This is a genomic window from Bradyrhizobium sp. HKCCYLRH3099, assembly GCF_051167855.1.
In the GTDB taxonomy this organism is placed as follows: domain Bacteria; phylum Pseudomonadota; class Alphaproteobacteria; order Rhizobiales; family Xanthobacteraceae; genus Bradyrhizobium.
Genome location: NZ_JBNPTW010000016.1, coordinates 83,010 through 107,026 on the forward strand (window position 1 = coordinate 83,010; position 24,017 = coordinate 107,026).

Sequence of the window (24,017 nt, forward strand, 5' to 3'; positions counted from 1 at the left end):
CCCCAGCCCTCTCCCCGTAAGGACGGGGAGAGGGAGCGCTCCGTTCGTGCCGCGCCAGCTGTGCTCCGCATCCGCCAGTCGCAGACGGCCAACAAAAAAGCCCCCGCAGGGGCTTTTTCAAACTCAGCAGTGATGTCCGCGCGCCGCTCAGTGGGCGGCGGCCCAGACGCGCTTCTTGGTGAAGTACATCAGGCCGGCGAAGATGATCAGGAAGATGAACACCTGATAGCCGAGACGCTTGCGCGCTTCCATGTGCGGCTCGGCGGCCCACATCAGGAAGGTCGTGACGTCGTGGGCATATTGCGCCAGCGTCGTCGGCGAGCCGTCGTCATAGGTCACCTGGCCGTCGGACAGCGGCTTCGGCATCTTGATCGCGTTGCCGGGGAAGTACTTGTTGTAGTACGAGCCGTCCGGGATGGTGACGCCGTGCGGCGGGTTGTCCTCATAGCCCTGCAGCAGCGCGTTGATGTAGTTCGGGCCCTGCTCCTGGAACTGGGTGAACAGGTCGATCAGGAACCAGGGGAAGCCCCGCTTGTAGGAGCGCGCCTTGGCGATCAGCGACAGATCCGGAGGAGCCGCGCCGCCGTTCGCCGCGCGCGCCGCCTGCTCGTTCGGGAACGGCGCCGGGAAGTAGTCGGCCGGGCGGCCCGGACGCTCGAACATGTCGCCGGCGTCGTTCGGACCGTCCTTGATCTTGTACTCGGCCGCGAAGGCCGCCGCCTGCGCCGGCGTATAGCCGGGGCCGCCGGGCTCGGCGAGATTGCGGAATGCCACGAAGTTCAGCGAGTGGCAGGCCGAACAGACTTCCTTGTAGATCTTCAGGCCACGCTGCACAGCGCCACGATCGAACTTGCCGAACGGGCCGGCGAACGACCACGTCGCCGACGGCGGCGTGGCGCTGCCCTCGCTGGCACGGGCCTCGCCCATGCCGACGGAGAGCAGCGAGCCGACGGCGACCAGCGCGATCGCGACGGCGGCGACCGCCTTGCGGCCCGACTTGGCCAGCACGTCGTCGGCGATCGAGTTCGGCAGCGGACGCGGCTTTTCGATCACCGACAGCAGCGGCAGCACGATCAGGAAGTAGGCGAAGTACAGCACGGTCAGGATGCGGCCGAGGATGACGTAGATGCCCTCCGGCGGCTGGGCGCCGAGATAGCCGAGGCCGATGCAGACGGCAAAGAAGATCCAGAAGAACTGCTTGCCGAGCGGGCGGTACTTGTTCGAGCGGGTCTTGGCCGCGTCGAGCCAGGGCAGGAACACCAGCACGATGATGGCCGCGAACATCGCCACGACGCCGGCCAGCTTGTTCGGGATCGAGCGCAGGATCGCGTAGAACGGCAGGTAGTACCATTCGGGGACGATGTGCGCCGGAGTCACCGCCGGGTTGGCCGGGATGTAGTTGTCGGCCTCGCCGAGATAGTTCGGCATGTAGAAGATGAACCAGGAATAGAAGATCAGGAAGCAGGTGACGCCGAAGAAGTCTTTGATGGTCGCGTATGGCGTGAACGGCACCATGTCCTTCTCGGTCTTCGGCTCGACGCCGGCCGGGTTGTTCTGACCGGCGACGTGCAGGGCCCAGACGTGCAGCACGACCACGCCGGCGATCAGGAACGGCAGCAGGTAATGCAGCGCGAAGAAGCGGTTCAGCGTGGGATTACCGACGGAGTAGCCGCCCCACAGCAGGGTCACGATGGCCTCGCCGAAATACGGCACGGCCGAGAACAGGTTGGTGATGACGGTGGCGCCCCAGAAGCTCATCTGGCCCCACGGCAGCACGTAGCCCATGAAGCCCGTGGCCATCATCAGCAGGTAGATGATGACGCCGAGGATCCAGAGCACCTCGCGCGGCGCCTTGTACGACCCGTAATAGAGTCCGCGGAACATGTGGATGTAGACGGCGAGGAAGAACATGGATGCGCCGGCCGCATGCATGTTGCGGATCAGCCAGCCGTAGTTGACGTCACGGACGATCAGTTCGACCGACTTGAAGGCGAGATCGGCGTGCGGCGTGTAGTGCATCGCCAGGATGACGCCGGTCAGGATCTGCACCCCCAGCATCATCGACAGGATGGCGCCGAAGGTCCACCAGTAGTTCAGGTTCCGCGGCGTCGGATAGGCAACGAAGGACGAGTGGACCAGGCCGATGATGGGGAGTCGCTGCTCGAGCCACTTCAAGGCGGGGTGGCTCGGCTGGTAGTCAGATGGTCCACTCATGATGCGTTCCTGAAAGAATTATCTTGCACGATCGAGCTTGAGCTTGCCGACGTAACGTCGGCTCAGCCGATCTGGATCTTGGTGTCGGAAACGAACTGATAGGGCGGGACGGGCAGGTTCAGCGGCGCGGGTCCCTGGCGGACGCGGCCGGACGCATCGTACTGCGAGCCGTGGCACGGGCAGAAGAAGCCGTCGTAATTGCCCTCATGGGCGATCGGGATACAGCCGAGATGGGTGCAGATGCCGATCACGACGAGCCACTGCTCGTGGCCGTCCTTGGTGCGCGACTGGTCGGTCGCCGGATCGATCAGGCTCGACACCGGAACCGCGCGGACCTCCTCGATCTGCTTCTTGGTGCGGTGGGAGATGTAGATCGGCTTGCCGCGCCAGAACACCTTGATGTCCTGCCCCTCGGCGACCGGGGTGAGGTCGACCTCGATCGGCGCACCCGCCGCGATGGTCGAGGCATCGGGATTCATCTGGGAGATGAAGGGCCACAGGGCGGCCACGCCACCGACCGCTGCGGTCGCGCCCGTGGCGACGAAGAGAAAATCCCGGCGTGTCGGATGATCCGCAGTAGACGCTGTCACGATTCCAACCCTTTCTTTCGTTGCAGCCGGCGCAACGCCCCGCTCGACGTGTCAGATCTCAGCGTTGGAGATCACGTGACCGGGAGATGCCTGCCGGCGCCCGCGTCCCCCGCGGCGGCAGAAAACGGCTCGTGCTACCGCCCCGGTAGGAACAAGCCGTCCAGAATCGTTCTATTGGCACCCTTGCGATACGAGCGCAAGCCCGCTATCGGCCCTGCAGCACGCCATGCACCAATTCCCGCTTCATCAGCGGACATTCCGCCTCATCCTTAAGACCTATTCGCATGCAGATCGCGCTCTATCAGCCCGATATTCCGCAGAACACCGGAACGATTCTGCGCCTGTGCGCATGCCTCGGCCTCGGCGCCCACATCATCGAGCCGGCGGGCTTTCCCGTGTCGGACCGGCAGTTCCGCCGCGCCGGCATGGACTATCTCGATCAGCTGAACTGGCGGCGGCACGATTCCTGGCAGGCGTTCGAGGCGTGGCGGGCCGCGGCCGGTCACCGCCTGCTGCTGCTGACGACCAAGGCCGCGACGTCGTATCTGGATTTCAGCTATCGCAGCGGCGATATCCTGCTGCTCGGACGCGAGAGCGTCGGCGTGCCCGCCACGGTGGCAGAGGCCGCGGATGCACGGCTGCGCATCCCGTTGAAGCCCGGCCTGCGCTCGCTCAACGTCGCCATGGCCGCGGCCATCGCCACGGGCGAGGCGCTGCGCCAGGTTGGACATTTCGTCCAATTGCAGTCTCCAGAGGGACCATCAGTGTGAGCTACGCGGTGAAGGAAATCTTCATGACCCTGCAGGGCGAAGGCGCCCAGGCGGGGCGTGCCGCCGTGTTCTGCCGCTTCGCCGGCTGCAATCTGTGGAGCGGCCGCGAGGCCGATCGCGCTTCGGCGACCTGCCGGTTCTGCGACACCGATTTCGTCGGCACCGACGGCACGTTGGGTGGGCGGTATGACAGCGCCGCTGCTCTGGCCGCGGCGATCGCGGGACAATGGACAGGCGGCGCGGCCGACCGCTATACGATCCTCACCGGCGGCGAGCCGCTGCTGCAGGTCGATGCGGACCTGATCGCGGCGCTGCATGCCCAGGGATTTGCAGTCGGGATCGAGACCAACGGCACGCTCATTCCGCCTGACGGGATCGACTGGATCTGCGTCAGCCCGAAGGCCGGCGCCGAGCTGAAGCTGCGGCAGGGCCACGAGCTGAAGCTGGTCTATCCGCAAGCGGGCGCCGAGCCCGACAAGTTCGAAGCGCTCTCCTTCGAGCGCTTTTCGCTGCAGCCGATGGACGGGCCGGAGGCGGCCGCGAACACGGCGCGCGCCATTGACTATTGCCAGCATCATCCGCAATGGCGGCTCAGCCTGCAGACGCACAAGATGATCGGCATCAGATAGGGATTGTGACTGAACCGATGTGGGAATTGACCAAGTCGTTCACCTTCGAGGCCGCGCATGCGCTGTCGCACACGACGCTCGGCGAGGTGAGCCAGGAAATCCACGGCCACTCCTTCCGCGCCGAGGTCACGGTGCGTGGCACGCCCGACCCCAGGACCGGCATGGTGGTCGATTTCGGCGTGCTGACGCAGCGCCTGGGCGAGATCCAGGCCACGCTCGACCACAAGTTTCTGAACAAGATCGAGGCGATCGGGCTGCCGACGCTGGAGAACCTCTGCCGCTTCATCTACGAGCGCGTCCGCTCGATCGGCCACGTCACCAAGGTCAGCGTCCACCGCGACAGCTGCCGCGAGACCTGCACCTATTTCGGTCCGCAGGACTGACCGAGTGTGGTAGGACGTCACCTGCAGCGACAACGATGCTGTCACCTCCCGCTGTCATGGCTTCTTGACAACAAGGTGACCGCCAATGTGCCTGGGGGACGTCCATGACCACTGCCGCCATCGAGGATCGCAAGGCCCGCGCGCGGGCCTGGTTCGAGAGCCTGCGCGACCAGATCTGCGCAGCGTTCGAGCGGCTCGAGGCCGAGGCGCCGGCCGAGCTCTATCCGCGCGCCCCCGCCCGCTTCGTGCGCACGCCCTGGGAGCGCAGCGACCACAGCGGCGGACATGGCGGTGGCGGCGTGATGAGCATGATGCACGGCCGGCTGTTCGAGAAGGTCGGCGTGCATTGCTCGACCGTGCATGGCGAGTTCGCCCCGGAATTCCGCAGCCAGATCCCCGGTGCCGCGGAGGACCCGCGGTTCTGGGCGTCGGGCATCTCGCTGATCGCGCATCTGTGGTCGCCTCATGTGCCGGCGGTGCACATGAACACCCGCTTCGTCGTCACCACCAAGGCCTGGTTCGGCGGCGGCGCCGACCTCACGCCGGTGCTGGATCGCCGGCGCAATCAGGAAGACCCCGATACTCTCGCCTTCCACGCCGCGATGAAGAGCGCCTGCGATGCGCATGCGACCGTCGCGTCCTACGACAAATACAAGCGCTGGTGCGACGAGTACTTCTATTTGCCCCACCGCAAGGAGCCGCGCGGCATCGGCGGCATCTTCTACGACCACCATGATTCCGGCGACTGGGACGCCGATCTCGCCTTTACCCAGGATGTCGGCCGCGCATTCCTCGAGGTCTATCCGGAGCTGGTGCGGCGCAATTTCGCCGCGCCGTGGACAGAGGCCGAGCGCGAGGAGCAACTGATCCGCCGCGGCCGCTATGTCGAATTCAACCTGCTTTATGACCGCGGCACCACATTTGGGCTGAAAACCGGTGGCAATGTGGAGTCCATATTGTCGTCGATGCCGCCCGAAGTGAAATGGCCCTGAAACCCTCGTTTGATTGAACCGTAAGACTGTTATGACCGCCGCCCTGCCCCGCGCCATGCTGATCGACATGGATGACACCATCCTGTCGGCCTATGGCCGACCCGAGATCGCCTGGAACATCGTCGCCACCGAGTTCGCCGACGAGCTCGCGCCGCATACGCCGCACGCCGTCGCCGCCGCGATCCTGGCCTCCGCTCGCAGCTTCTGGTCGGTCGCCGGCGCGGAATGGCGGATGAAGCTGATCCAGGCGCGGCAGGAGGTGGTGAAAGGCGGCTTCGCGGCGCTGACCAGTGCCGGCCCTGCCCTGCCGGTCGAGCTTGCCATCAGGATCGCCGACCGCTTCACCCGCTATCGCGACGAGCAGATGTTCGTCTTCCCGGGCGCGCACGAGGCGATCGACGAGTTCAAGGCGCGCGGCGTCCGGCTCGCGCTGGTCACCAATGGCGAGGCCGGGCAGCAGCGCGCCAAGATCGAGCGCTTCGCGCTGGCGCACCGCTTCGACCACATCCAGATCGAGGGCGAGCACGGCTTCGGCAAGCCCGAGGAGCGCGCTTATCTTCACGCGATGGAGCGACTCGGCGTCGGCCCGGAAGACACCTGGATGATCGGCGACAATCTGGAATGGGAGATCGTCGCGCCGCAGCGGCTCGGAATCTATTCGATCTGGATCGACGTCCATGGCGACGGCCTGCCGGAAGGCTCGGACGTCAAGCCCGACCGCATCATCCGCTCGCTGACCGAGCTGCTGCCGGGCTGACACCGCGTTAGCCTGACGTTCACCCTTCCGGCACACCTGCATTTAACCAGGTCCGGCATTCGAGGCCGCCCCCGGGGCCCTACGGACTTTCCGTAACCGAATTGCAATTCGGCCAAGGGTCTGATGGCGCGGGGCTTGGAGGGGAAAACGCGGCCTGCCCGTGCGCGCCGCTTCGACCGATCGCAAGCCGTCGGTAGCAGCGTCGGTATTATGGCTCTCAATCTGCCACAGATCTCCCTGAGCGTGTCGATCAGGAATTCGCTCCTGACCTCGGTCTTCCTGCTGCTGGCGATCCTCGCCGGCGTGTCGGTGCTCGCCACGATGCGGCTGTCGGCGCTGCAGGATGCGGTCGAGAGCATCAACCGCGACCGGGTGCCGAAGATCCAAGCGCTCGGCGATCTCAACGTCAGCATCGCGCACGCCCATCTCGTCGCGATCCGCGCCGCGTTATCGACGGCACCGGATCCGCGCGCCGAGGCGGAGGGCGAGCTCCGCCGCCGCATCGTCGAGGTGCAGGCCAAGCTCGCGCGCTTCCAGGAGACGATCGGCTCGGATGCGCCGATGAAGATGGCGTTCGATCAGTTGATCAACAAATGGGAGCTGTACCTGAAACAGCAGGCGGTGGTGCTCGAGCCCGAGGTCGGCGCCAGCCGAAACCGCCTGGAGCACGAGGTCAACGTCCAGACGCCTCCGATCTTCCAGGCTGTCGTCGATGCGGTCGAGCACGCCATCAAGCTCGCCGATCATCGCGCCGACAGCGCGATCCAGGACGCGACGCTGGATGCGCAGCTGTTTCGCTGGGTGCTGTGGTCGGTCAACGGCGTCAGCGTCATGATCGGGCTGGCAACGCTGTTCTTCGTCATCCACGACGTCTCGATGCCGATCTTCCGCATCACGCGCAGCATGGAGGCGATCGCCAAGGGCGAGCTGCAGACCGAAATTCCCTATGCCGACCATACCAACGAGCTCGGCCTGATGGCGCGGGCGCTGGCCGTGTTCCGCGCGAGCCTGGTCGAGAACGAGCGGCTGAATGCGGCGACGCGTACCTTGTCCGAGCTCAGCGAATGGCTGCAATCGGCGAAGTCGGAATCCGAACTCTACCAGATGATCTCCAAGGTGCTCGGCGGCCTGATGCCCGAATGCACCGGCACGCTCTACATCTACGCCGACAGCCGCGACGTGCTGGAGGTCGCCGCCGAATGGAATGGCGAGGCGCGCACCCGCTTCCTGCATCCGGACGATTGCTGGAGCCTGCGCCGCGGCCACGTCTACATTCACGGCACCAACGAGGTCGAATTCCGCTGCGACCACGTCCACGACGGCGCCGATGAGAACTATTGCTGCATCCCGATCCTCGCCCATGGCGAAACCGTCGGCCTGTTGCATGTCGAGTACAATTTCAAGGGCGAGGAGACCGCAGCGCAAGCCAAGGCGCGCTTCGCCGACCGCGCCCGGCTCGGGCTCGCCTGCGCCGAGCATCTGTCGATCGCCATCGCCAACATGAAGCTGCGCGAAGGCCTGCGCGACCAGTCGCTGCGGGACGCGCTGACCGGACTGAACAACCGGCGCAGCCTGATCGAGACCGCGCGCCGCGAATTGCTCAGGGCGTCGCGCAACGGGACGCCGGTCAGCCTGGTCACGCTGGACATCGATCACTTCAAGTCGTTCAACGACAATCACGGCCACGAGGCCGGCGACACCGTGCTACGGCACGTCGGCGAAATCCTCAAAGCCGGCTTTACCGACGGCGACCTGCCGTGCCGGCTCGGCGGCGAGGAGTTCGTCGTGCTGCTGCCGAACTGCACGATCGACGAGGCCGCGCTGCGCGCCGAAGAGCTGCGCGCCCGCGTCGAGGCGCTCAATATCAGCTATGGCGACGGCATGTTGCCGCGTGTCACGGTCTCGGTGGGCGTCGCCGCCTATCCCGAGGCCGGCATCGATCTGCCGGAAATCCTGCGCGTCGCCGACGGCGCGCTGTACCGCGCCAAGCACCGCGGGCGCAACCGCGTCGAGCTCGCCAACGGCGGCATGGTGCCGCCGATCGACGAGATGACGAACCGCGCCGTCGCGACGCTCGATGCCATCGTTGCGCGCGCGGAGTCAGGCGCCCCCACACCGGGCAATCAGGAGGACGATCAACGCGTCGCGTAGCGCGCGCTATGCCGGCAGCAGATGCCGCAACGCTGTCGCGATCATCACGCCGCCGCCGGTGATGACGGCGGCATCGAGGATGGCGGCGTGGATGTGCACCGGCATGCGGGCGACGAAGGCCTTGGCGAGGAAGGCGCCGGGGATGGCGACCGCGCCGATCAGCAGCGCGAAGGCGAGCACCTGCGCGGTGACGACGCCGGCGAGGCCGAACACCGAGATCTTGATGATGCCCGTCGCGACCGAGATCATCGCGTCGGTGGCGATGACGGCCGCGCCTTCGAGGCCTGCGGCCATCAAGAGCGACAGCAGGATCACGCCGGAGCCGGAGGTGCCGCCGACCAGCACGCCATAGCCGACGGCACCGGCGGCGAGCCCGCCATTGCCGATGCGGACGTCGCGCTTGCGCAGAATCCGGCGCAGCGGCACGCTCATGATCAGCATCGTGCCGATCACGAAGGCCGCGCCGGCATTGGTCAGCCGTGTGTAGCCATAGGCGCCGAGCGCCGTCGCAAGCGCCGCCGCGGCGACGACGATGCCGGCGCGCGTGCGATCGGCTTCCTTGATGTAGGCCGCGACGCGGCTGAGATTGGTCAGGATCGCCGAGATCGCGATGATCGGCACCACCGGCTCGGCACCGACCATCGGCACCAGGACGAGCGGCATCAAGGCGCCGGTGCCGTAGCCGGCCAGACCACCGATGATGGAAGCAAAGAGAGCAACGGAGGCGACGAGCAGGAGCTGAAGCAGCGAAATATCGGCGAAGCCTGCCAGAAAATTCATGTCCATCCGTCGCGGTTGACGCGCGCCGCCGCCTAATCGGCGATCGCGGTCAGAGATGACCCGACGCGTGCGATATGCGGCGAGCGAGCCATCCTCTGCGAGAGCCAGCTCATGACCGAGATGCGGTTCCTGCGCAACCCCATGCAGGATGGATTCGCGTGCATCTCGCGATCACGTCGACGCGATGAAGCCCTGCTGCGGTCGCGCCGCGCGACGCGTGCATCCGGACGCAGCCACTCGCGACAGGTCCCTCAGCGCTCGGTGTAGTCCTGCGCCGTGTGCTCGCCGGACCAGATCTTGTCGGGATCGTAAATTCGCTCGCGGCGCTTGGATCTGAAATCGGCCAGGCGAACAACCACTGCCGACGCTCGGACCGAGGCAACGTCGCGCGACGCGTCGGACGGCCCGACGCGCCGGCTGCGGATGATTTCGACGTTACTCACGCGGATGCTCCTGGTGTCGAATTTTGTTACGTTATAACATAACAAAAATCAAGCCGATGGCGGCTGCGCTCCGCCGACGAGAACGAGCCGAGACCATCTGCCCCGCCGAGCCGTGCCGTGACCCGTGAACCACCTCCAAAGCGCCGAAAGGGACAACATGACCGCCGCAGCCCCACAGACTCCCGTGACCGTTCTCACCGGCTATCTCGGTGCCGGAAAAACCACCCTGCTCAATCGCATTCTCACCGAGACGCACGGCAAGCGCTACGCCGTCATCGTCAACGAGTTCGGCGAGGTCGGCATCGACAATGATTTGGTCGTCAATGCCGAGGAAGAAATCTTCGAGATGAACAACGGCTGCATCTGCTGCACCGTGCGCGGCGACCTCATCAGGATCCTGCAGGGGTTGATGAAGCGGCGCGGCAAGTTCGATGCGATCATCGTCGAGACCACCGGGCTCGCCGATCCCGCGCCGGTGGCGCAGACCTTCCTGGTCGACGACGACGTCCGCCGCAACACCAAGCTGGACGCCATCGTGACCGTGATCGATGCACGGCACCTGCTCGGCGAGATCGACCGCGCCCATGAAGCGCAGGAGCAGATCGCCTTCGCCGACGTGATCCTGCTCAACAAGACCGATCTCGTCTCCGAGACGGAGCTGGCGTCGATCGAGGCGCGCATTCGCGCCATCAATCCCTATGCGGTGATCCATCGCACCGAGCGCTGCGCGCTCGATCTCGACGAGGTTCTCGACCGCAATGCCTTCGATCTCGACCGCATCCTCGCCTTCGAGCCCGATTTTCTCAACGAGGAGCATGAGCACGAGCACGACGCGCACGTCAAAAGCCTGTCGCTGACGACCGAAAATCCGCTCGTGCCCGAAGCGTTCCTTCCCTGGCTGCAGCAGACTGTCCAGCACTTCGGAATGGACATCCTGCGGTTGAAAGGCATCCTCCATTTCCGGGATGATCCGGACCGCTTCGTCGTGCAGGGTGTGCACATGCTGCTCGAAGGCGACCATCAACGTCCCTGGAAGCCCGGCGAGACGAAGCTCAGCCGCCTCGTCTTCATCGGACGCGATCTGCCGGAGGACATCCTGCGCGAAGGCTTCCGGCGCTGTCAGACCGCCGCCGTCCCCACGTGAGGCCCGATCGCGGCGGACGGAGTCAGCTTCGTCCGTCGCGGTTCACGCGCGCGGCCGCCTGGTCGGCGATCGCGTTCAGCGAGGCCTCGTCGAGCGGGAAATCCGCCGCCAGCCAGGCATCCTCGGCGAGCGTCAGCACGTGGCCGAGCAGCGGCCCCTCCGCCACGCCGCGCGCGATGAAATCGGCGGCCTTCAGCGGCAGTTTCGGCGGCGTGAAGCGCTGCGGCAGCAGCGCGCGCTCGCGCCAGCGCGGATCGTCGCGATCCCGGCCGGCGCGCGCCCAGCCGAGCAGCAGGCGATCGCGATAGACGGTCTCGCCGAGACGATACAGCAGCCGCCGCACCCGCGCCTCGTCGGCCGAGGCAAAGCGCCACCAGCGATGGCCCATGCCGTCCAGCGCCTTGGTCTCGGCATTGGAGAGCTTCAGCCTGCTGCCGAGCCGGCGCGCATCCTCGGTGACGGCAACGGCGAGCGCCGCGAGGCGGCGAACCGCACTCGCCGGCAGCGCGAGCTCGCGCTCGATCTCGATCATCGCCGCGAACGGGCCGAGATAGGCGACGCCGCCGAGGATTACCGTCAGCAGGCCGCCATCGGTCATCGCGGTGACCGCGCCGACCGCACCGTCCGTGACCAGGAGCTTCAGCATCTCCATCCGCACACGTTCGGCCGACAAGGTGGCGAGCCCGGCACGGCCGGCGATGCAGGCGAGATAGCCGTCCTGATCCGGTGCACCATGACCGAACGCCGCATGAATGCGGAAGAAGCGCAGGATGCGTAAGTAGTCCTCGGCGATGCGCTGGGCGGGATCGCCGATGAAGCGCACGCGGCGCGCGGCGATGTCGTCGAGGCCGCCGACATGATCGTGCACGACACCGTCCGGGCCGACCGACAGCGCGTTGATGGTGAAATCGCGCCGATGCGCGTCGCCGACCCAGTCGCGGCCGAATTCGACCTTCGCCTTGCGGCCGAAGGTCTCGGTGTCCTCGCGCAAGGTCGTCACCTCGAACGGATGCCCCTCGAGCACCAGCGTCACGGTGCCGTGGTCGATGCCGGTCGGCACGCTCTTGATCGAGGCGGCCTTGGCGCGCCGGATCACCTCGACCGGAAGCGCCGTGGTTGCGATGTCGATGTCGCCGATGGGAATGCCGAGCAGCGCATTGCGGACGGCACCGCCGACGACGCGCGCCTCCTCGCCGTCGCAGTTGAGAAGCGCGAGCACCCGCGCGGCCGGACCGGACGACAGCCAGGGCGCATCCAGCACCCGCGCGTCGGTCATTTCTCGACTCCGGGAACGAGCCTGCCGTTCTCGATGTGAGCCGGCACATAGGTCGAGCGCGGCGGCGCGCCGGAGAACTCGACAACCAGGAGCAGACTTGCAATCACCAACACCAGCGCCGCCACCGTCAATTTCGTCACCAAATGAAGCGGCCAGTGAGCGGGCACCAAGAGCCCCGACCTGGTCGCGAGCAAGAACAACACATAAACTGCGAAAGGAATGAGGAAGATTCCGATTTCCGTCAACACGGCTCGGATCATGACAGACAAATCCGTTCGTACAAAACCCTCAAGATGCCCGCCGTAGCGCCCCAAATGTAGCGCTCGGCGAACGGCATCGCGTAATACGAGCGCTCCATGCCGCGAAACTCCTTGGAATGCAGCTGGTGATTGGCGGGATCCATCAGGAACGCCAGCGGCACCTCAAAGGCATCGTCGACCTCGCCTTCGTTGATCCGCAGCGAAAATCCCGGCCGCACCCGCGCCACCGTCGGCAGGATGCGAAAGCCGAACGCCGTGCCGTAGACGTCGAGATAGCCGATCGGGTCGACGAAGCTGCGGTCGAGCCCGACCTCCTCCTCGGCCTCGCGCAACGCCGCGTCCAGCGGCGAGGCATCGGTGACGTCGATCTTGCCGCCCGGAAAGGCGATCTGCCCGGCATGGCTGGAGAGATTGGGCGAGCGCTGGGTCAACAGCACCGTCGGCTCGGGATGATCCACCACCGGGATCAGCACCGCGGCCGGGCGGATCGGCTGCTCGCGCGAGATGATCTCGAGCATGCGGTCGGTGCCGGAATCTCCGCTGGCCGGAATGACATCGGGATCGAGCAGCGCCGGCGGCACGTCGAAACCCAGCCGCGCGCGCCCCCGCGCGAAGAATTCCGCCGAATCGAGCGTCGCAGCCACGTTCCTCAGGGGCTGGTTCAAAGCGCCGCCCTCACCTCTTCTGCACTGGCCATGGGGAAGAACGCGCCGCCCGACCCCACGCCGAACATCACCTCGCCATCGATCATCCGCTCCTCCCCCATGTCAACAAGCTCATAGTAGAGGGGGCGCGTCACCTTGGCCCAGAGATCGGCGCGGACATGAAGATAGGGCGTGAGGCCGCCGCTCTCGCCCGGCTCGAACCGCAGCCGGTGCGTGGTGTCGCAGGTCACCCAATCGTCGACATTGGTGCGGAAATGCAGCAGCTCGCCGCTTGCATCGCCTTCCTTCCGCAGTTCTACGGCCATGAAGGGCACATCATCGACGCGGATGCCGACTTTCTCGACCGGCGTGACCAGGAAATACTTCTCACCTTCACGCTTGAGGATCGTGGAGAACAGGCGCACCAGCGCAGGCCGGCCGATTGGCGTGCCCATGTAGTACCAGCTACCATCATTGGCGATTCGCATGTCGATATCGCCGCAAAAAGGCGGATTCCACAGATGCACCGGCGGCAGCCCTTTGCCGGCTGTGCCGGCCTGTGTCGCAGCCGAAGTGAGCCGGTCGAGTCCCGTGTTGGTGGTCTGCCCTTGCTTCGCCATGGTTTGCCCTGAGTTTGCTTGCGCCTTGGCACGATTGGTGCAGGATTTTATCGCCATCGTCTGTGCAAAAGTTCCTGGCGTCAGTGCACGTGATGTAAGGTCGCCATATCGTGATGCCGTCAATACCCCGGAATGCCGATAATATGGGGATAGTTTAACTCAACGAATACAGCGCCTTCGCATGGATTGGCAGCCGTGTCCCGATAAACTGGAGCGGAACGCCGGTCGACAGGTTGAATCGGCAAGTTGAAGATGCGGGGCAGAAGGAGCGACGGGAATGGCTGAGAGTGCCGAGAAGCTCGAGGATGCGATCATCCGATCGGCCGAACAGGTCTCCGGGCAGATCCGCGCGGCGAAGGAAGCGATCTCCAACGTGATCTTCGGCCAGGATCGCGTCGTGGAGAACACGCTGGTGACGATCCTGTCCGGCGGACACGCGCTGCTGATCGGCGTCCCCGGTCTCGCCAAGACCAAGCTGGTCGAGACGCTCGGCGTCACGCTCGGCCTCGATGCCAAGCGCGTGCAGTTCACGCCCGACCTGATGCCGTCAGACATTCTCGGCGCCGAGGTGCTCGACGAGAGCACGGTCGGCAAGCGCTCGTTCCGCTTCATCGCCGGACCGGTGTTTGCGCAACTGCTGATGGCCGACGAGATCAACCGCGCCAGCCCGCGCACGCAATCGGCGCTGCTGCAGGCGATGCAGGAACAGCACATCACCGTCGCAGGCGCGCGGCATGATCTGCCGAAGCCTTTCCACGTGCTCGCTACGCAGAACCCGCTGGAGCAGGAGGGAACCTATCCCCTGCCCGAGGCGCAGCTCGACCGCTTCCTGATGGAGATCGATGTCGACTATCCCGATCGCGACGCCGAGCGCCGCATCCTGTTCGAAACCACTGGCGCCGAGGAGAGCGCCGCCAAGGGCGCGATGACCGCCGACGCGCTGATCGCGGCACAGCGGCTGGTGCGGCGTCTGCCGGTCGGCGATTCCGTCGTCGAGGCGATCCTGTCGCTGGTGCGCTCCGCGCGTCCCGGCCCGGATGCCGGCGATGCCGGCAAGCTGATCGCCTGGGGCCCGGGTCCGCGCGCCAGCCAATCCCTGATGCTCGCGGTGCGCGCCCGCGCGCTGCTCGACGGCCGCCTCGCGCCGTCGATCGATGACGTGCTCGACCTCGCCGAGCCGGTGCTCAAGCACCGCATGGCGCTGACCTTCCCCGCTCGCGCCGAGGGTCGCACCATTCCGGACGTGATCCGGCAACTGAAGAGCCGGATCGGTTGATGGCGACAGCACCGGGGCACGCCGACAAGGAGATTCTCGCGATCCGGCGTGCCGATGGCGAAAGCCGGACGCTGGCGTCCTCGCTGCCGCGTCTCGTGCTCGAAGCCCGGCAGATCGCCGCCAACGTCATCCATGGCCTGCATGGACGGCGGCGGGCCGGCTCCGGTGAGAGCTTCTGGCAATATCGCCGCTTCGTCTCCGGTGAGCCCTCGCAACGCGTCGACTGGCGCCGCTCGGCACGCGACGACCATTTGTATGTCCGCGAGCAGGAATGGGAAGCCGCGCACACCGTATGGATCTGGCCCGATCGCTCGCCCTCGATGGCGTTCGCGTCAAAAGGCGCGCGCGACAGCAAGCTCGAACGCGCGCTGATCGTGACCTTCGCACTGGCTGAGCTGTTGGTCGCCGGCGGCGAGCGTGTCGGCATTCCCGGCCTGCTGCATCCGACCGCGAGCCGCAACGTCATCGACCGCATCGCTCAGGCGATGCTGCATGACGAAGCTGCACGGCCGAGCCTTCCGCCGTCCTTCGTGCCCTCGGCGCTCGCCGAGATCGTCGTGCTCGCGGACTTCTGGTCGCCGATCTCCGAGATCAGCACCATGCTGGCCGGCCTGTCCGCCTCCGGCGCGCATGGCACGATGGTGCAGGTGGTCGATCCGGCCGAGGAGACCTTCCCCTATTCCGGCCGCGTCGAATTCGTCGAGCCCGAGGGCGGCGAGGTGATCACCGCCGGCCGCGCCGAGAGCTGGGCGCAGGACTACGTCGCCCGCGTCGCGCTGCATCGCGACCAGATCCGCGCCGAGACCGGCAAGCTCGGCTGGCTGTTCACCACGCACACCACCAGCCGTTCGGCGGCGGAGCTGCTGCTGTTTCTCCATGCCGGTATGACGACGAGCAAGGTTGGCGGAGGGCTGCGCGCATGATGGGCCTGCCGCTGTCCTTCGCCGAACCGCTGCTGCTGACCGGACTGATCAGCTTGCCCGTGCTGTGGTGGCTGCTCCGGGTGATGCCGCCGCGGCCGCGCCGCATCGAGTTCCCGCCGACGCGGCTGCTGTTCGACATCACGCCCAAGGAAGAGACGCCGTCGCGATCGCCGTGGTGGCTGACCCTGCTGCGCCTGATCGCGGCCGCGCTGGTGATCTTCGCGGCAGCCGGCCCGATCTGGAACCCGCGCACCGAGGCGGTCGGCAGCAAGGCGCCGCTGGTGCTGCTGCTCGACGACAGCTGGAGCGCGGCCGCGAGTTGGGAGACCCGCATCAAGGCCGCCGACGAGATCATTGCGAACGCGGATGCCGACCGCCGCGGCGTGGCGCTACTGCCGCTGTCGGAGCCGGCGCGCGATCTCACTTTGATGCCGGCCGGTGCGGCGCGCGTCGCGCTGCGCCAGATCGCGCCCAAACCCTACACGACCGAGCGCGCCGATGCGCTGCCCCAGCTCGACCGCTTCCTCAAAGCCACCGGCGACGCCGAAATCCTGTGGTTCTCCGACGGCGTCGATCCCGGCCGCGGCAGCGAGTTCGTCACGGGTCTGGCCAAAACGATTGGCGACCGCAGCCTGACCGTGTTCGAAGGCGGCACCACCTCGCCGCTGGCGCTCGCCGGCGCGGAGAACGCCGCCGCCAAGATGACGGTGAAGGTGCTGCGCGCCGATCTCTCGGTGCCCGGTGGCATCGTGCGCGCGCTCGACGCCAAGGGCTCGCCGCTCGGCGAGGCGCCGTTCAGCTTCACAGGCAACGCGCATGATGCCGAGGCGAGCTTCGACCTGCCGGTCGAGCTGCGCAACGACATCACGCGATTGGAAATCGCCGGCGAGCGTTCAGCCGGTGCCGTGCAGTTGCTCGACAAGCGCTGGCGACGCCGCGCGGTCGGCATTGTTTCGGGTGCGACCAGCGACACCGCGCAGCCGCTGCTCGCGCCGACGTTCTATCTGACACGCGCGCTGTCGCCGTTCGCCGATCTCCGGCTTGGCGATCGCGGCGCGCCGCAGCAGGTCCTCACGCAGTTCCTGGATCAGAAAGTGCCGATGATCGTGATGGCCGATGTCGGCACCTTGTCGCCGGAGCTGCGCGACCGCCTCAACGGCTGGATCGAGAATGGCGGCGTGCTGGTGCGCTTCGCCGGTCCACGCCTCGCGCAAGGCGATGACGACCTCGTGCCGGTGAAGCTGCGCCGCGGCGGCCGTACGCTCGGCGGCAGCCTGACCTGGGAGAAGCCGCAGCATCTCGCCGCCTTCGCCGCCGACGGCCCGTTCGCCGGCATCAGCGTGCCGAAGGACGTCACCGTCAACCGCCAGGTGCTTGCGGAGCCCGACGCGGTGCTCGCGACCAAGAGCTGGGCCTCGCTCGAGGACGGCACGCCGCTGGTCACCGGCGAGCATCGCGGCAAGGGCCTGATCGCGCTGTTCCATGTCAGCGCCGACATGCGCTGGTCGGACCTGCCGATGTCGGGCGCGATGGTCGAGATGCTTCGCCGCATCGTCGACATGTCCGGCTACACCTCGACGCCGGGCCCTGGCCCCGCGGGAGAGACCGCCAAGGCGACCTTGGCGCCGCTGCACATCCTCGACGGCTTCGGCGCCTTCGGACCGCCGCCTTCGACCGCCAAGCCGCTGCCGGCCGATTTCAACGACAGGGCCTCCCTTGATCATCCACCCGGCTTCTATGGCCCTTCCGACGGACCCACCGCCGTGAACACGCTCAGTCCCGCCGATCGCATCCTGCAGCTCGACACCTCGGCGCTGCGCGCCAAGCGCGCCAGCTACACCACCGCCGAGCCACGTGATCTCCGGGGCATCCTGCTGTCGACCGCGCTGCTGCTGTTCCTGATCGATGCCATCATCGTTGCGCTGCTCGGCAGCGTACTGGCTTCGCTGATCCGGCGCCGCCGCCCGGCGGCGGCCGTGCTCGCCTTCGCCGTCCTTGCTACGGCTGCGCTGATGGCGATCGCGATGCCGACCAGCGCGCGCGCCGATGCGGCCAGCGACGACTTCGCGATGCGGGCAGTCTCGCAGACGCGGCTTGCTTACGTCGTCACCGGCAACGCCGACGTCGACGCCATCGTCAAGGCGGGCCTGACCGGGCTGACGCTGTTCCTGGCGCAGCGCACCGCGCTCGAAGCCGGCGATCCCGTCGGAATCGATCCTGCCCACGACGAGCTGGCGTTCTTTCCGCTGATCTACTGGCCGATCGTGCCGGGCGCGCCGAAGCCGCCGCAGGACGCGATCAACAAGATCGACGCCTATATGAAGCAGGGCGGCACGGTGATTTTCGATACGCGCGACGCGGTCGAGGCGCCTCCGGGCGAGAATGGCGCGCAGCAGACCCCGGGCATGCAGTCGCTGCGCGAGATCCTGTCCTCGCTCGATGTGCCGGAGCTCGAACCGGTGCCGCGCGAGCACGTGCTGACCAAGACGTTCTATCTGCTGCGCGACTTCCCCGGCCGCTTCACCGCCGGCCAGACCTGGGTTGAAGCGCTGCCGAAGGACGAGGATGAAGACAGCGCCACGCGTCCCGCACGCGGCGGCGACGGCGTGTCGCCGATCATCATCACCTCCAACGACCTCGCCGGCGCCTGGGCGATCCGCCCCGACGGCCAGGCCATGCTGCCGATGGTCCCGGGCGAACCGCGCCAGCGCGAATTCGCCTTCCGCGCCGGCGTCAACATCGTGATGTACACCCTGACCGGCAACTACAAGGCCGACCAGGTCCACGCGCCGGCGCTGATCGAACGGCTCGGGCAGTGATGTCATTTGTGCGCGTAGGTCGCGCCCAACCCACAGCCGTCATGCCCGGGCTTGACCCGGGCATCCACGTTACTCAGCGGACCCCGCTGGACGTGGATGGCCGGGACAAGCCCGGCCATGACGACAACTGCGAGTTTGCCTCATGAACTACGGCATCGCGTTCACGCCTCTCGTCCCGACGGTCGTGCTGTGGCTCGCGATCGGCGCGATCGTGGTCATCGCCGCGCTGCTCCTGATCAGCCGTTCGCGCTCCGCCTGGATCCGCGTCACCGCGCTCGCCTTGATCGCGCTCGCGCTCGCCAATCCGCAGTTCACGCGCGAGGACCGCGAGCCGCTGAGTTCGGTTGCCGCCGTCGTCGTTGACAAGAGCCCGAGCCAGAATTTCGGCGACCGCACCCGGCAGACCCAGGCCGCCCAGGAGGCGCTGGTCGACAGCCTGAAGAAGATCAAGGGCCTCGAAGTGCGCGTCGTCGACGCCGGCCAGGCCGACGGCGAGACCGACGGCACGCATCTGTTCAGCGCGCTGACCTCGGCGCTGTCCGACGTGCCGGTCGACCGCGTCGCCGGCGCCTTCCTGATCACCGACGGCCGCGTCCACGACATTCCCGGTAACATGGCCGCGCTGGGCTTCCAGGCGCCGCTGCAGGCGCTGATCACCGGACAGAAGGCCGAGCGCGACCGCCGTGTCGCAATCACCGCCGCGCCGCGTTTTGGCATCGTCGGCCAACCGCAGACCGTCAGCTTCCGGCTCGACGACCAGGGCGTCGTCGGCGCCAGCGCCAAGGTGGTGATCCGCCGCGACGGCGAGGTCATCAGCGAGCGCACCATGACCAGCGGGCAGACGTCGAAAATCGACGTCGACGTCAAGCATGAAGGCCAGAACATCGTCGAGATCGAGGCCTCGCCGCTCGACAATGAGCTGACCCTGGTCAACAACCGCGCGGTGGTGTCGATCGACGGCGTGCGCGACAAGCTGCGCGTGCTCCTGGTGTCGGGCGAGCCGCACTCCGGCGAGCGCACCTGGCGCAACCTCCTGAAGTCGGACGCCAGCATCGACCTCGTCCACTTCACGATTCTGCGGCCGCCGGAAAAGCAGGACGGCACGCCGATCAACGAGCTGTCGCTGATCGCGTTTCCGACGCGCGAGCTGTTCCAGCAGAAGATCAACGAATTCCAGCTGATCATCTTCGATCGCTACGCCCGTCAGGGCGTGCTGCCGATCGCCTATTTCGACAACATCGCACGCTATGTCCGCAATGGCGGCGCGGTGCTGGTCTCGGCCGGGCCGGACTACGCCTCCAACACCAGCATCTGGCGCACGCCGCTGGACTCGGTGCTGCCGGCGGAGCCGGTCGGCGTCACCGAGAAGCCGTTCTACGCGCATCTCTCCGACGCAGGAAAGCGTCATCCCGTGACGCGCGGCCTCGAAGGCTCCGCCTCCGAGCCGCCGCGCTGGAGCCGCTTCTTCCGCACTGTCGAGACGCGCAATGCGGTGAGTCCTCCGGTGATGACCGGCGCCGATGGCAAGCCGCTGCTCTTGCTGTCGCGCTTCGGCGCTGGCCGCGTCGCGCTGCTACTGTCCGATCACATCTGGCTGTGGGCGCGCGGCTATGAAGGCGGCGGCCCGCATCTCGATCTGCTGCGGCGCATGTCGCACTGGCTGATGCAGCAGCCTGATCTGGACGAGGAAGCGCTGCGGCTGCAGATGCAGGGCAAGGATCTCGCGGTCATCCGCCAGACCATGGGCGACACCGTGCCGCCGGTGACCGTGACCTCGCCGTCCGGCCAGACGCGCGAGCTCACGCTCGCCCAGGGCGATCCCGGCGAGTGGCGCGCGACCCTGCCGGCCAGCGAGCTCGGCCTGTGGCAGGCCACCGACGGCACGTTGAAGGCGCTGATCAATGTCGGCCCGACCAATCCGAAGGAGTTCTCCGAGGTCACCTCGACCACCGAGACCCTGAAGCCGCTGACGCAGGCCACCGGCGGCGATGCCCGCCGCATCGCCGACGGATCGAGCCTGGACATGCCGCGCATCGTGCCCGTGAAGTCGTCGACGCTGTTCAGCGGCGACGGCTGGATGGGCGTGCGGATGCGCGACGCCAGCGTCGTCAAGGGCGTCGGCGTGCTGCCGATGTTTGCCGGCGTGATCGGCCTGTTGCTGCTGCTCGGCGCGCTCGCCGCGACCTGGGTGCGCGAGGGACGCTGACCCCGGGCTTGCACCCTGAGGTGCAAGCCGCGTGGCGCGAAGGGCACAATGCCTGTGATTCTGCGCGAACGCGACTGCGCCATGATTGACGCCGCGCCACCCCGCTGCGATGTTACATTGTAACAACGGCTGAGCTACTCAGCTGAACGGGGTGGCCAATCGACATGAGCCAGATCGACATGAGCCAGAGCTGGCCATGAGCTGGTTTCGCGCGAACATCAAGGATGGCTCGCGGCTGGCGCTGTTCGCGCTGCTGCTGCAGTTCGCGCTCGCCTTCGGCCACGTTCACTGGATCGCCGGCCAGGCTGGCGATGGCGGCCGGATCACGACGGCGCAGGCTCACACCGGATCCACACCAAGCCAGGATCCCGATCAGCAGCCGTCCGCCGATGGCTGCGCCATCTGCGCCGTCATGGCGATGGCGCAATCTGTCCTGCTGTCGCCGGTCCCCGTTCTGACGCTTCCTGAAGCGGTCGGATTTCGTCTCCCCGAGGCGATTGCCACCGACGTCGCGGCTGCCATCATTGATGCCGCCTTCCAGCCACGCGCCCCTCCCCTCGCCTGATCTGACACCGGTCGAAACGCCGGCGCGCTGCGCTCATGCGCACCTGTATGGCGTGAAGGAATGGATCCGTCGCAAGCGACGGCAGGCGCATCCCACCCGCAACGAAGGACGTGGGATCGCCTGATCAGGATCAGGAATGGAAGAATGTTGCCGAGAGCTTTGATGTCGGGCTGCAGCGTCGCAGCCATGTTGTGCGCTTTGGGCGCGCCTGCGCGCGCCGATGATCCTGTCAAACCTTCGGCGGAATTGCCCGAGGTCACGGTCACGGCGCCGAGTCCGATCCGCGCCCGCAAGCCGGTGGTGCCGCGGCCCAATCCCACGGCCCGCGTTGCTGGCCGAGGCACGCGGACCCCAGCGCCGTCGCGCGAAGCCCAGGCCGCGCCACCTCCGCCGCAGCAGGGCGTGCTGCCGATCGTGACCGATCAGTTCGCAACCGTGACCGTGGTCCCGAACGAGGAGATCCGCCGCTCCGGAGCGGCCACGCTCGGCGATCTCCTCAACTCGAAGCCCGGCATCACCGGATCGAGCTTCGCGCCGGGCGCCTCCAGCCGGCCGATCATCCGCGGCCTCGACGTCAATCGCGTCGGCATCGTCGAGAACGGCATCGGCGGCGGCGGCGCGTCCGATCTCGGCGAAGACCATTTCGTGCCGATCGATCCGCTCACCAGCGACCAGATCGAAGTGGTGCGCGGCCCGGCCGCGCTGCGCTACGGCTCGACCTCGATCGGCGGTGTCGTCAGCGCCACCAACAACCGCATTCCGCAGGCGTTACCGACCTGCTCGACCGCGCCGTTCCAGACCTATGGCCTGCCGGCCAGCGCGCCCGCCGCAAGCAGCGCGCCTTGCGTCACCGCGGAGACGCGCACCTCCGTCAGTTCGGTCGACCGCGGCGTCGAGGGCGGCATCCTGCTCGATGCCGGCGGCGGCAATTTTGCCCTTCACGCCGATGCCTATGGTCGCAAGACCGGCGACTATTCCATTCCGGGCTATCCGTACCTGTTCGATCAGACCCGCCCCGTGAACGGGCGGCAGCCGAACTCGGCCGTGCAGAACGAGGGCGCCTCGATCGGCGGAAGCTACTTCTTCACCGGCGGCTTCATCGGCGCGGCGATCACCCAGACCAACGCGCTCTACCACATCCCCGGCATCGACGGCGCCGACAGCCGCACCCGGATCGACGCGCATCAGACCAAGATCACTGCCAAGGGCGAGTACCGCCCGGACTCCGCGGCCATCGACGCCGTCCGTTTCTGGCTTGGCGCGACCGACTATCGGCACAACGAGATCGGCTTGGCCGATACGACCGATCCGACCACCGACGGCGTGCGCCAGACCTTCACCAACCGCGAGCAGGAAGCCCGCGTCGAGATGCAGATGATGCCGGTCAATCTGCGCTTCGCCACGCTGACGACCGCCTATGGCGTGCAGGCCGGCCACCAGGAGCTGAACGCGCCGAGCCCCGACAATCCCGGCTCGGTCTTCAACGGCCTGTTCGGGCCGAACACAAACAACCGCGTCGCCGGCTACGTCTTCAACGAGCTCGCCTTCACACCCTCGACCAAGGCGCAGATCGCCGGCCGTATCGAGCACGTGTCGCTGAACGGCTCGACGCCGAACTTCCCCGGCGACTATCTGCCGGACGGCACGCCGCAGGCCAACATCGCGCGCAATCCATCCTACACGCCGAAGAGCGCGAGCGTCGGCCTGCTGCAGAACCTGCCCGGTGATCTCGTGGCGAGCGTCACCGCGCAATATGTCGAGCGCGCGCCGAAGGCGGCCGAGTTGTTCTCGCGCGGCGGCCATGACGCGACGGCGACGTTCGACATCGGCAATCCGAACCTGACGATCGAGACCGCCAAGACCGTCGAAGTCGGCCTGCGCAAGGCCACCGGCCCGTTCCGCTTCGAGGCCACCGCCTACTACACGCAGTTCAGCAACTTCATCTATCGCCGGCTGACCGGCGTGATGTGCGATGACGATTTCGATTCGTGCGGCACGACCGGCACCGAGCTGAACCAGGCGGTCTACTCGCAGCGCAACGCGCTGTTCCGTGGCGCCGAGTTCCAGAGCCAGTTCGACGTCTCCCAGCTCGGCAGCGGCATCTGGGGCATCGAGAACCAGTTCGACGTCGTCCGCGCCACCTTCCCCGACGGCACCAACGTGCCGCGCATCCCGCCGATGCGGGTCGGCGGCGGCCTGTTCTGGCGCGATGCCAACTGGCTGACCCGCATCAACCTGCTGCACGCCTTCGCGCAGAACGACGTGGCGCAGATCGCGGAGACGCCGACGGCGGGCTACAACCTGTTGAAGGCCGAAGTCAGCTACCGCACCAAGCTCGACCCGAACATGTTCGGCGCGCGCGAGATGCTGGTCGGCATGGTCGGCAACAACCTGCTCAACGAGAAGATCCGCAACTCCGTATCCTACACCAAGGACGAGGTGCTGCTGCCCGGCATCGGCGTGCGGCTGTTCGCCAATCTGAAGTTCTGACCGACGGCGCGGAGGGGGAGCAGCCTCCCCCTCCGCGTCATTGCGAGGAGCGAAGCGACGAAGCAATCCAGAGCCGTGGACGGGA

21 protein-coding genes are annotated in these 24,017 nt (G+C 66.8%); 13 read left to right on the top strand and 8 right to left on the bottom strand.

Annotation, left to right across the window (positions count from 1 at the left end):
• Positions 1 to 147 precede the first annotated feature (147 nt).
• Positions 148 to 2,214 (bottom strand): cytochrome c1, encoded by a 2,067-nt coding sequence (locus ACQR1Y_RS25775; protein ID WP_434876955.1) that lies wholly within the window; start codon positions 2,212 to 2,214, stop codon positions 148 to 150.
• A gap of 62 nt (positions 2,215 to 2,276) precedes the next feature.
• Positions 2,277 to 2,807, bottom strand: coding sequence for a ubiquinol-cytochrome c reductase iron-sulfur subunit (petA, locus tag ACQR1Y_RS25780; RefSeq protein ID WP_434857252.1), 531 nt, complete (start codon positions 2,805 to 2,807; stop codon positions 2,277 to 2,279).
• Positions 2,808 to 3,088: 281 nt separating this feature from the next.
• Here petA and ACQR1Y_RS25785 point away from each other — a divergent pair, with 281 nt between their 5' ends.
• The 6 genes from ACQR1Y_RS25785 (at position 3,089) to ACQR1Y_RS25810 (ending at position 8,486) form a co-directional block, all read left to right on the top strand.
• Positions 3,089 to 3,574 carry a tRNA (cytidine(34)-2'-O)-methyltransferase gene (locus ACQR1Y_RS25785; RefSeq protein ID WP_434857073.1) on the top strand — a complete coding sequence of 162 codons (486 nt, stop codon included), beginning with the start codon at positions 3,089 to 3,091 and terminating at the stop codon, positions 3,572 to 3,574.
• Positions 3,571 to 4,203 carry a 7-carboxy-7-deazaguanine synthase gene (gene queE, locus ACQR1Y_RS25790; protein ID WP_434876956.1) on the top strand — a complete coding sequence of 211 codons (633 nt, stop codon included), beginning with the start codon at positions 3,571 to 3,573 and terminating at the stop codon, positions 4,201 to 4,203. Before ACQR1Y_RS25785 ends, queE begins: the two co-directional genes overlap by 4 nt.
• A gap of 17 nt (positions 4,204 to 4,220) precedes the next feature.
• Positions 4,221 to 4,586 carry a 6-pyruvoyl trahydropterin synthase family protein gene (locus ACQR1Y_RS25795; protein WP_434857075.1) on the top strand — a complete coding sequence of 122 codons (366 nt, stop codon included), beginning with the start codon at positions 4,221 to 4,223 and terminating at the stop codon, positions 4,584 to 4,586.
• A 104-nt stretch (positions 4,587 to 4,690) separates the two neighbouring features.
• On the top strand, positions 4,691 to 5,578 hold the full coding sequence (gene hemF, locus ACQR1Y_RS25800; RefSeq protein ID WP_434876957.1) for an oxygen-dependent coproporphyrinogen oxidase: 888 nt from the start codon (positions 4,691 to 4,693) through the stop codon (positions 5,576 to 5,578).
• 31 nt (positions 5,579 to 5,609) lie between these two features.
• Entirely contained in the window at positions 5,610 to 6,335 is a 726-nt protein-coding gene (locus ACQR1Y_RS25805) for an HAD family hydrolase (RefSeq protein WP_434857077.1), read from the top strand.
• 210 nt (positions 6,336 to 6,545) lie between these two features.
• On the top strand, positions 6,546 to 8,486 hold the full coding sequence (locus tag ACQR1Y_RS25810) for a diguanylate cyclase (protein WP_434876958.1): 1,941 nt from the start codon (positions 6,546 to 6,548) through the stop codon (positions 8,484 to 8,486).
• Positions 8,487 to 8,492: 6 nt separating this feature from the next.
• Here ACQR1Y_RS25810 and ACQR1Y_RS25815 read toward each other — a convergent pair whose 3' ends face one another.
• Positions 8,493 to 9,266 (bottom strand): TSUP family transporter, encoded by a 774-nt coding sequence (locus tag ACQR1Y_RS25815; protein ID WP_434876959.1) that lies wholly within the window; start codon positions 9,264 to 9,266, stop codon positions 8,493 to 8,495.
• Positions 9,267 to 9,517: 251 nt separating this feature from the next.
• On the bottom strand, positions 9,518 to 9,709 hold the full coding sequence (locus ACQR1Y_RS25820; RefSeq protein ID WP_434876960.1) for a hypothetical protein: 192 nt from the start codon (positions 9,707 to 9,709) through the stop codon (positions 9,518 to 9,520).
• 157 nt (positions 9,710 to 9,866) lie between these two features.
• On the opposite strand from ACQR1Y_RS25820, the gene ACQR1Y_RS25825 reads away from it, so the two are divergent.
• A complete protein-coding gene (locus ACQR1Y_RS25825) occupies positions 9,867 to 10,853 on the top strand; it encodes a CobW family GTP-binding protein (protein WP_434857088.1) in 987 nt (328 codons plus the stop codon).
• A 22-nt stretch (positions 10,854 to 10,875) separates the two neighbouring features.
• Here ACQR1Y_RS25825 and ACQR1Y_RS25830 read toward each other — a convergent pair whose 3' ends face one another.
• The 4 genes from ACQR1Y_RS25830 to ACQR1Y_RS25845 are packed head-to-tail and all read right to left on the bottom strand — an operon-like array spanning position 10,876 to position 13,653.
• The gene (locus ACQR1Y_RS25830) at positions 10,876 to 12,129 is read right to left on the bottom strand and encodes a CCA tRNA nucleotidyltransferase (RefSeq protein WP_434876961.1); all 1,254 of its coding nucleotides are present in this window, start codon (positions 12,127 to 12,129) and stop codon (positions 10,876 to 10,878) included.
• On the bottom strand, positions 12,126 to 12,389 hold the full coding sequence (locus tag ACQR1Y_RS25835; protein ID WP_434857090.1) for a DUF6111 family protein: 264 nt from the start codon (positions 12,387 to 12,389) through the stop codon (positions 12,126 to 12,128). The genes ACQR1Y_RS25830 and ACQR1Y_RS25835 overlap by 4 nt, the downstream gene beginning before the upstream one ends.
• Positions 12,386 to 13,054: a CoA pyrophosphatase gene (locus tag ACQR1Y_RS25840; protein WP_434857091.1), complete on the bottom strand. Its 669-nt coding sequence runs from the start codon at positions 13,052 to 13,054 to the stop codon at positions 12,386 to 12,388. The genes ACQR1Y_RS25835 and ACQR1Y_RS25840 overlap by 4 nt, the downstream gene beginning before the upstream one ends.
• The gene (locus ACQR1Y_RS25845; protein WP_434877156.1) at positions 13,051 to 13,653 is read right to left on the bottom strand and encodes a DUF1285 domain-containing protein; all 603 of its coding nucleotides are present in this window, start codon (positions 13,651 to 13,653) and stop codon (positions 13,051 to 13,053) included. Before ACQR1Y_RS25845 ends, ACQR1Y_RS25840 begins: the two co-directional genes overlap by 4 nt.
• A 277-nt stretch (positions 13,654 to 13,930) precedes the next feature.
• On the opposite strand from ACQR1Y_RS25845, the gene ACQR1Y_RS25850 reads away from it, so the two are divergent.
• The 6 genes from ACQR1Y_RS25850 to ACQR1Y_RS25875 all read left to right on the top strand — a co-directional run bounded on the left by ACQR1Y_RS25850 (position 13,931) and on the right by ACQR1Y_RS25875 (position 23,932).
• Entirely contained in the window at positions 13,931 to 14,929 is a 999-nt protein-coding gene (locus tag ACQR1Y_RS25850; protein ID WP_434876962.1) for an AAA family ATPase, read from the top strand.
• Positions 14,929 to 15,852, top strand: a complete 924-nt coding sequence (locus ACQR1Y_RS25855; RefSeq protein WP_434857093.1) for a DUF58 domain-containing protein — start codon at positions 14,929 to 14,931, stop codon at positions 15,850 to 15,852. The genes ACQR1Y_RS25850 and ACQR1Y_RS25855 overlap by 1 nt, the downstream gene beginning before the upstream one ends.
• A complete protein-coding gene (locus ACQR1Y_RS25860) occupies positions 15,849 to 18,671 on the top strand; it encodes a DUF4159 domain-containing protein (protein WP_434876963.1) in 2,823 nt (940 codons plus the stop codon). The genes ACQR1Y_RS25855 and ACQR1Y_RS25860 overlap by 4 nt, the downstream gene beginning before the upstream one ends.
• A gap of 142 nt (positions 18,672 to 18,813) precedes the next feature.
• Positions 18,814 to 20,877 carry a hypothetical protein gene (locus ACQR1Y_RS25865; RefSeq protein WP_434876964.1) on the top strand — a complete coding sequence of 688 codons (2,064 nt, stop codon included), beginning with the start codon at positions 18,814 to 18,816 and terminating at the stop codon, positions 20,875 to 20,877.
• 196 nt (positions 20,878 to 21,073) lie between these two features.
• Entirely contained in the window at positions 21,074 to 21,442 is a 369-nt protein-coding gene (locus ACQR1Y_RS25870; protein ID WP_434876965.1) for a DUF2946 family protein, read from the top strand.
• Between the two features lie 162 nt (positions 21,443 to 21,604).
• Positions 21,605 to 23,932, top strand: coding sequence for a TonB-dependent receptor (locus ACQR1Y_RS25875; RefSeq protein ID WP_434857097.1), 2,328 nt, complete (start codon positions 21,605 to 21,607; stop codon positions 23,930 to 23,932).
• Positions 23,933 to 24,017 lie beyond the last annotated feature (85 nt).